The sequence below is a fragment of the Candidatus Poribacteria bacterium genome (genome assembly GCA_026706025.1).
Taxonomy (GTDB): domain Bacteria; phylum Poribacteria; class WGA-4E; order WGA-4E; family WGA-3G; genus WGA-3G.
This window is the reverse complement of sequence record JAPOZO010000074.1, coordinates 1-7,797: the sequence shown is the minus strand read 5'-3', so window position 1 is coordinate 7,797 and position 7,797 is coordinate 1. Positions and strand designations below refer to the sequence as shown.

At 49.2% G+C, this 7,797-nt stretch carries 7 protein-coding genes; 2 read left to right on the top strand and 5 right to left on the bottom strand.

The features are described 5' to 3' along the window. Nucleotides 1-74 precede the first annotated feature (74 nt). The 5 genes from OXH00_18985 to OXH00_18965 form a co-directional block, all read right to left on the bottom strand. The gene (locus tag OXH00_18985; GenBank protein MCY3743108.1) at nucleotides 75-905 is read right to left on the bottom strand and encodes a phytanoyl-CoA dioxygenase family protein; all 831 of its coding nucleotides are present in this window, start codon (nucleotides 903-905) and stop codon (nucleotides 75-77) included. A gap of 245 nt (nucleotides 906-1,150) precedes the next feature. After that, on the bottom strand, nucleotides 1,151-2,416 hold the full coding sequence (locus tag OXH00_18980) for a right-handed parallel beta-helix repeat-containing protein (GenBank protein MCY3743107.1): 1,266 nt from the start codon (nucleotides 2,414-2,416) through the stop codon (nucleotides 1,151-1,153). 82 nt (nucleotides 2,417-2,498) lie between these two features. Further along, a complete protein-coding gene (locus tag OXH00_18975) occupies nucleotides 2,499-2,735 on the bottom strand; it encodes a hypothetical protein (protein ID MCY3743106.1) in 237 nt (78 codons plus the stop codon). Continuing rightward, nucleotides 2,735-3,091, bottom strand: a complete 357-nt coding sequence (locus OXH00_18970; GenBank protein MCY3743105.1) for a flavoredoxin — start codon at nucleotides 3,089-3,091, stop codon at nucleotides 2,735-2,737. Before OXH00_18970 ends, OXH00_18975 begins: the two co-directional genes overlap by 1 nt. A gap of 83 nt (nucleotides 3,092-3,174) precedes the next feature. After that, nucleotides 3,175-4,458 carry a DUF5069 domain-containing protein gene (locus tag OXH00_18965; GenBank protein MCY3743104.1) on the bottom strand — a complete coding sequence of 428 codons (1,284 nt, stop codon included), beginning with the start codon at nucleotides 4,456-4,458 and terminating at the stop codon, nucleotides 3,175-3,177. Between the two features lie 357 nt (nucleotides 4,459-4,815). On the opposite strand from OXH00_18965, the gene OXH00_18960 reads away from it, so the two are divergent. Both OXH00_18960 and OXH00_18955 read left to right on the top strand, forming a co-directional pair. Continuing rightward, nucleotides 4,816-5,448: a cupin domain-containing protein gene (locus tag OXH00_18960; protein ID MCY3743103.1), complete on the top strand. Its 633-nt coding sequence runs from the start codon at nucleotides 4,816-4,818 to the stop codon at nucleotides 5,446-5,448. 374 nt (nucleotides 5,449-5,822) lie between these two features. Next, on the top strand, nucleotides 5,823-7,797 hold a 1,975-nt coding region (locus OXH00_18955), incomplete at its 3' end, for a spondin domain-containing protein (GenBank protein ID MCY3743102.1).

Genomic DNA, 7,797 nt, shown 5'->3' with positions numbered 1-7,797 from the left:
ACGTTGGGTATACGCTTCTCACAAGCCCAAGTCTTTAGACTTGGGTAGTTGACCTGCCGTGTAGGATTAATACCTTATCCATACGCCATTTCCGGGTGTTTGCCGAGGACGCGAAGTAGCCGTTCATCAGCACCTTCTAAGACGTAATCAGGCATACGATAGTTGAGGTAGGGCCAGAACCGCTGTGCGACGAAGCGTTGTCCATAGACTTGGTGGAAGAGATAACGCACCCGATCGGTCTGGTTCGGTGCACCGCGATGCCACGTCTGCCCGTTGAGCAGATAGAGATCCCCGGCTTTCATGAGGAGCGAAACGGGTTCTTTACCCTCAAACGTCGGATGTTCTGGGTCATCGGGTTGTCTGCCAGAGTAGTGGCTGCCCGGAACGAATTGAGACGGTCCGTATTTGACTTCATCTTGGTCGCTCAACGCGATTTGCACGGACATACGCAGCACTGGCATCCGCAGTCTTGGGTCGTGCCGGTCCATTTCGGGTGTGATTGGGAATTCCACACCATCATCAATGTGAAATCGGTTAATACCTAAATCTTTTCGGTTCAAGATACATCCTTGGGCAATACAATGGCAGTGTTCACCAAGCACAGTTTCAGCGATGCCGATAATTGGCTCACGCACGAGCAGGTCTCGGAACATGAGGTCGCATTCAAAAAGGCGGTGTACGACGATCGGATCTTTGCCGTCTTGCCGGGAGCCTTTGACATTCCGCATTTGCACGAAGTACGGCTCAGCGAAAATTTCGTCAACACGCGCAACGATGCCTTCACACGTCTCGCGTGAGAGCACATTTCGGACAATCGTCACACCGTTTTGGTAGAAGTCTTCCAGAACGGCATTCAAGGTGTCCGGTGGTAGCGGTTCTGCAGGAAGTGTCTGTTCTTTTGCCATATTTCTGAATCCTATTGCTTTATCCAGTTTTAATTTTACGGTCGGTTCGTAGTAGTGCGATTGATCGCACGTCCACAAGTCAACAACGGGCAATGAATTGCCCTACTACGAACCAGATTTACTTCTAATTTCAAAATAGAATGAACACTGTCCGGAGATTCATCGCATGCCCACACGTCAACAACGGGCAATGAATCGCCCTACTACGAACCAGATTTACTTCTAATTTCAAAATAGAATGAACACTATTCGTATACCTTGACAATCAGTGGAAGCGTTTCGCGCTGTTTACCGAGTTCAGCACGGACCCCGTTTGGATTCAAAACTGTTATTGTTCCTGTGATGTCGTGAAGCGAGTAATCGCTCTTCGGTTGCGTGAATTCGATAGCGCCACGGTCGCGGTTGTCTTCAATGAAACAGTTGATGAAGTCGATGCCACCCATTGTCCGAACTATGTCCGGTTGCGGTAAAGATAATGAAATCGGGAACGATTCGCCGCCGAACTGCGGATCGCTGGCAGCATTAATCACATTACAATTCGTAAAGGTTACGCGTGCGCCTTTCAAAGACTTTTCCTGAACCTTAATGCCGTAACCGACAGTACTGTCGACTGTGCAGTTATCGAATTCGATGCTGCCCCCTGGTCCATCGTCTCCAATTTTCGTTACACGGATACCTGTTCCGTGCTGACTACTCACGTGGCAATTTTCAAAGCGGAGCGTCACGTCCTCAGATTCGCTAGATGTATGTGCTAAGAACACTTCAATGCCGTCCCCGACGTTATCGACAAACTTGCATCCAGAAAACACTACATTTTTTATCCGTTGATCGCTTTTGTCAGGTTCGATGTCTACGCCCGATGCCGGTGGGGTTCCCCATGTGTTTGAAAACTCACAGTTTTCGACTTTAAGATTTACAGCACTAATTACACTGATGCCCTGCCGGTAATGGTTATCGCAGACGATGTCGCGTAGGACCACATTTTCAGAGGCTCGACGTTCCTTACCACCGTCAACATAGATGCCGTCGCCGCCACTATCTTTGAGCGTCAGACCCGACACATTCACGTTTTTACTCCCACGGATTGATAACGTCATCCGCCATTCCGCTTTTGAGTACTGTCCATACCAGCGGTGCCAGTCGAGTTGTTCAAGCACAAGCCCTGATATATAATCCTGTTTCCACATACGGAAAGTTGCGCCGTATCCACGGATCGTGAGGTTTTCGATATCTTGTGCGGTGAACATCGAGTCGCCTCCGCCACGATATTCACCCCGTTTTGCAGAGACGACTGTCCCGGGTTCAAAAATTAACTCCTGATTTCCGGCAAGTCTGATGGGTCGGACGATCCAGTCGGCGCGCATATTTGGAACAACGACCCGTTTCGCGCCGGAGTCAATGGCTGCTTGCAGGGTTTCTGTCGCGTCTTCTGGATTGAACCCCCACCATGCGGCGTTGGCGACTGGGCTTTTTCCAGACTGAACATCGGCGATCGCTTCAAGGCTTTTCACGGTAACATCACCTCATCTTGTTCAATATCGTGAAATTTTGGGTTTCGCTATGCTCTATCCAACGGACTTTTTCAGGTGTATTTTAAGGAACTTCACGGATAGAATTCCAATCAATTACCGCGACCCACAAATTTTCTTCGTCTGAATACTGTACTATACCGTCAACTTCCAATTCCTCACTGTAAAAGACGAGGCGTTGGCTGTCTCGCAGCGCAATTTTTTGACAGGCAAGGTCCGTTAGAGTTCCAGCACAATTTAAGCGCAACCTACCTTTCATATCTGCATTATGAAAGTCAGCAAAAACTCTTGATTTCTTCATCATTTTCCTCCCCGTATAGGGTTTAGAATCATTGGTGTAAGAAGATTGCTAATTTGTTCGGGTGTAAGTCCGGTTAAAGTGGCATGATACAAGCTTCTACCAAAAGTTCGTATAACATCACCAATTTTTCGGATTTCACCTACTGTTGTTACACCAATTTGCCTATGGGGGATAGCGCGAGAAAGTTCAACGATTGTTACACCTTCAGAACTTTCTACCGACACACCAGTAATTCCACTCGGGTGTGTTCCTATGCCGCGTCGAATATCCTCTATCCGGTTTCGACCTCCCCTGACAACAAGGGCTTCGTCAGAAACCCTGACAGAGTAGTCAGCAAAACGAGAGTTCTTGACCATCAACTGTAAACCCTTTGTGATGCAATCTACTTTTTTAGCGGCAACCGATTGATACCTGTTATCAACTCCCTTACCGAATCAACCTATGATGCGAACGTCTTCTCATCGTCAAGAACTATCAATTCAAACCATGTATTGATGTCTGTACGTTCTGGCGCGATCTTGTTGAGCATCCTCGTCATTCGCTCCCTCAAGTGTTCATCTGTAGGAGCCATCTCGCGCATCCATTCGTTGTAGGTTTCGATATCCGCTTCGCTTTTCGGATAATCTGCCTTTAACCACGCTTCAATGTCTGCATCAGTCAACAATGTCTTCAGTGCTTCAGTGAATTCTGCAGCAGAGACTCCGAGGAAATCGAATGCCCTCCGATCAAATCCGGAGTTCTCGCCGTAGACATATTCCCCCAGTGTGTTGTTATGAGATGCACGACCTTTATCAATCAACCGCGCGAGTTGAACCATCCCGTAGACATCGGTATTATAAGGGCTGCGTGGCGCGCGGCGATTGAGGTCGATGATACCGAAACTCAGTTGATCGTCCAAGTCCTGCAGTGCAACCCACGTGTTGATGTCTGTCCGACTCGGATCTATCTCTTGGATACGCGCGTTGAATCGTTCCTGTGACGCTTCATTGGGTCCGTAGTTTACCAACGTTTCGTTGAAAGTATCAATTTCGTCCTGCGATTTACCACAGTTTTCGAGTACCCATGCGCCGATTTCGAGATTGTTCGGGTTGTTCACGGCAGCTTCTTGAAAATCTGCGGCTGAGATACCGAGGAAAGTTAAGATACGGACATCTTGCCCGGAATCGTCGCCGTATAGGTATTCCCCAATTTTCTCTGCACGCTGGGCGCGTGCTTTATCCGCCATACGTGCGACCCCGCAGATACCCGCAATATCTGTAGCGCGTGCGCTGCGGGGCGGACCCGCGGTGAGGTCAACCTGCCAGAAACTGCCCCAATCGTCGAGTTCCATCGACTGTAGCACCGTTGTAATATCAGTTCTACCGGGTGCGAAGCGAGCGAGCCGATCCTTCAAGCGTTGTTTATGCGCATCGGTATCGGGCAGTTGGCTAAGGGCAGCATCGTTAAACTCGGCAATCTCTGCTGCTGTCTTTCCACTTGTTTCAAGCACCCAGTGCCCGAGTGCGGTATCGTCGCGTTGTCCAGTGGCTTCGGCGAAAGCGTCCGCTGAAATCCCTAAGAATACTAAGACGCGTTGATCTAAACCGGAGCTCTCACCGTAGATATACTCACCGAGGGTCTCCTCGTTATGCGCGCGTGCCTTGTCTGTCATCCGTGCTGCCCCGACAATTCCGGCGACTCCGAGGTTTGAAGGGCGGCGCGGCGGTTGGCGTGTTAAATCCATAATTTGTGTCCTTTCAATTGAAAAATAAAGCATTAGGTCTTTTGTGTATATTGTATCCACATTTAAATGGATGTCAATAAAAAAGGTAATTAGTTGTCAGTACTCAGTTAAGCAACATCAAGAAGCAAATTTTAGGCTTTGAGGAAGATTGGAAGAAATGCTGTGTTCGCTACCTTCTTAGGGGAAATACCCAAGCAAAAACACTTCTTAATTTCCAACCTTCCCACTCATCTGAAGATCAGAAACATCAATTTAATATTCAAACTTGGTTAGGTAGGGACAATATCCGCTGATATTTCTCTTGACATTTTTCTCGGAAAATGCTATATTTATGCCAAAAGTGCATGGAGGCACGCGATGGGATTTCCTGTTTACGATTATCGGACAGATGTACGCAATGTGTTGGTGACACCGCAAATTCGTTCACGGTTCTTAAAGATGGAGCCTGGGCAGAGTGCTCAACTCCATAGCCACGACTTAGGGCATGAGATTTTCCTGATTCTGGAAGGGCGCGTCGAATTTGAGATTGATGGTGAAACCGAAGAGTTGGGACCGGGGCAGATGTGTGTCGCTTTGGTAGATCAACCGCATACGGTGCGCGTTCTGGGTGATGAACCGATGACGATGTATTTGTCCGTCACGCCACATATCCACCCGACGCACACACCGCGTACAGCAGATGGCGAGCGGCTCCCACATAATTTCGTGCCTGCTCACGCTTACGATGTTGAGCCGGATATGCAGGTGTCCGTATCGGAACTCGTTGCGCGCCAGAACCATGCCTCAGAATTGCTTGCAGAACTGACACAAACGTGCGCAGCCGTCCAGCAAGAGATGGGGAATCAACTCAAAACCGCGCTCGCTGAAGGTGATGCGGCTGCTGCGGCTGCAGCGCGCAAAGCGATGTGGGAAGCACTCTATCCGGTTTACAAAGCGACTGCTGAATTAGCCGATGTTTGGAACGCGCTTGCACCACGTGTAGATGCGTAATTTGTTTTTAATTTGTTTTATGTCTAAGGTTTATGGTATACTTTAAGATAATAAGGTATGTTCACCCGATTGGCGAAAATTGTCTATTTTAAACTTTAAACCGAATTTAATTTGACAACGTTATAACATTAGGGTAAACTTACCTTTTAAGGAAACCTCGTTTAAGCGAACCACCTTTGTGCCTTTAGCAAAAACATACCACTCTGGGGGATATCCCATATTCGCGAACGAGGAGCTGACCTCTATACCGCTATGGTAAAGAAAACGTCACAATATTAATGAATTATAAGGAGTGTCTTATGAAAGACCAGCTTTTTAATAGGAAAGCCCTGTTTTCCTTATTAGCTGTTGTAATGTGTTTAGGATTTACAGCCATGAGTTACGGCCAAGCCGTCGTTTCTGTGGATCCTGCTACAGTTGAATCCCCGGCTGCTGGGGAGCAACTCATGGTGAATATTAACATAATGGGTGGGGCAGGTGTATTAGGATATGAAGTTGACATATCTTATGATCCGACCGCACTCAGTTTTGTTGGAAGTGCGAACGCGGATTACTTACCTGCCGGTTCATTTGCGACACAACCTATAGAATCTGAAGGTGGTGTTAAAATTTCGGCGGCCTCTCTGACCGGTGCCGCACCAGGGGCAGATGGCACACTTGCCACGGTAACTTTTGAAGTCGTTGAGGCAAAAGCATCCACAATCGGTATAACGAACGTTATCCTCGCTGGTGCCAATAATACTACAGTTGAAACTACAACTGCAGATGGTATGGTGACTGTCCCTGCTGCTGAGGAACCCGCAGAAGAACCTGCCGAGGAACCTGCTGAAGAACCCGCAGAAGAACCTGCTGAAGAACCCGCAGAAGAACCTGCTGAAGAACCTGCCGAGGAACCCGCAGAAGAACCTGCTGAAGAACCCGCAGAAGAACCTGCCGAGGAACCCGCAGAAGAACCTGCCGAGGAACCCGCAGAAGAACCTGCTGAAGAACCCGCAGAAGAACCTGCCGAGGAACCCGCAGAAGAACCTGCCGAGGAACCCGCAGAAGAACCTGCTGAAGAACCCGCAGAAGAACCTGCTGAAGAACCCGTCAAAATGCCGGTTAGCCAGATGTTCGAGATTAAACTCACGAACCTCACTGTGGGTGAACACGGTGTCAGTGGACAAACTTTCTCACCTGCGATCTTTGCGGCACATCCTGCCGGTGTTAAACTTGCTGTCCCCGGTGAACCCGCAAGTCCAGCGATTGTTGCAATGGCTGAGGGTGGAGATATCTCAGGTCTCGTCGCACTTGCCCAGGGTGCTGGCGCAGATGTCGCGATAGCTATGAATGCTGATGGAACGCGCAGATATACGATGCCGGGTCAATCTACGACTGTTACCTTAACTGCTGACATGGTGAACTCTTCGCTGTCTGTCGGTACAATGTTAGTCTCAACCAATGATGCGTTCATCGCAGCGATTGACGTGCCACTGTTTGATGCAGACGGCATGCCTGTTACTGCCACCATCGACTTAATGGCTTACGATGCTGGTAGTGAAGATAACACAGAGATGGCTTCTGATATTCCAGGCCCGCTCGGTTTAGATCCTGAAGTTGATCCTGCAGGCAGTAACGCACGCGTCCCGACCGAAGGTGGCGTGATTATGGCGCACGAAGGTATCCAAGGTGGTGCTGATGTTAGTGATGCGTTTGCATGGACAGAACCGACAGCAATGCTCATGATCACACCGGTTGACGCACCTGCAGAGCCAGTTGTTGAAGAGCCAGTTGTTGAAGAGCCAGTCGTTGAAGAACCAGTCGTTGAAGAACCGGAACCGGTTGTCGAAGAACCAACAGTAACTGAAGGTCCTGGTTTTGATGTGACACTCGCCCCCGGCTTGAACATGATTTCTCTCCCCTTGATGCCAGAAACACCTTACACCGCGAAATCGTTGGCAGCAATGCTCAACGCAACAATCGTCGTCCAACTCGATGCCGCAACGCAGAGTTTCGTCGGTTATACTGTTGCTGAAGAAGGTGACGGTTTTGGTATCGAGGGTGGCATGGGTTACATCGTCAATACGCCTGCTGGCGGTACGGTGAAATTCACCGGTAAGGCGTGGGATAACCAACCTGCCGTTGAAGAACCTGTCGTCGAGGAACCCGTTGTCGAGGAACCCGCTGTTGAAGAACCGGTTGTCGAGGAACCCGTTGTTGAAGAACCGGTTGTTGAGGAACCTGCAGCCGAAGAACCTGCTGCTGAAGAGGTTGCTGAAGAACCCGCAGCCGAAGAACCCGCAGCTGAAGAGGAAGTTGCTGAAGAACCCGCAGCCGAAGAACCCGCAGCTGAAGAAGAAGAGGTTGCTG

Coding starts and splice junctions, on each gene's coding strand:
- OXH00_18985 (MCY3743108.1), bottom strand. CDS start 905: ATGGCAAAAGAACAGACACTTCCTGCAGAACCGCTACCACCGGACACC.
- OXH00_18975 (MCY3743106.1), bottom strand. CDS start 2,735: ATGAAGAAATCAAGAGTTTTTGCTGACTTTCATAATGCAGATATGAAA.
- OXH00_18970 (MCY3743105.1), bottom strand. CDS start 3,091: ATGGTCAAGAACTCTCGTTTTGCTGACTACTCTGTCAGGGTTTCTGAC.
- OXH00_18965 (MCY3743104.1), bottom strand. CDS start 4,458: ATGGATTTAACACGCCAACCGCCGCGCCGCCCTTCAAACCTCGGAGTC.
- OXH00_18960 (MCY3743103.1), top strand. CDS start 4,816: ATGGGATTTCCTGTTTACGATTATCGGACAGATGTACGCAATGTGTTG.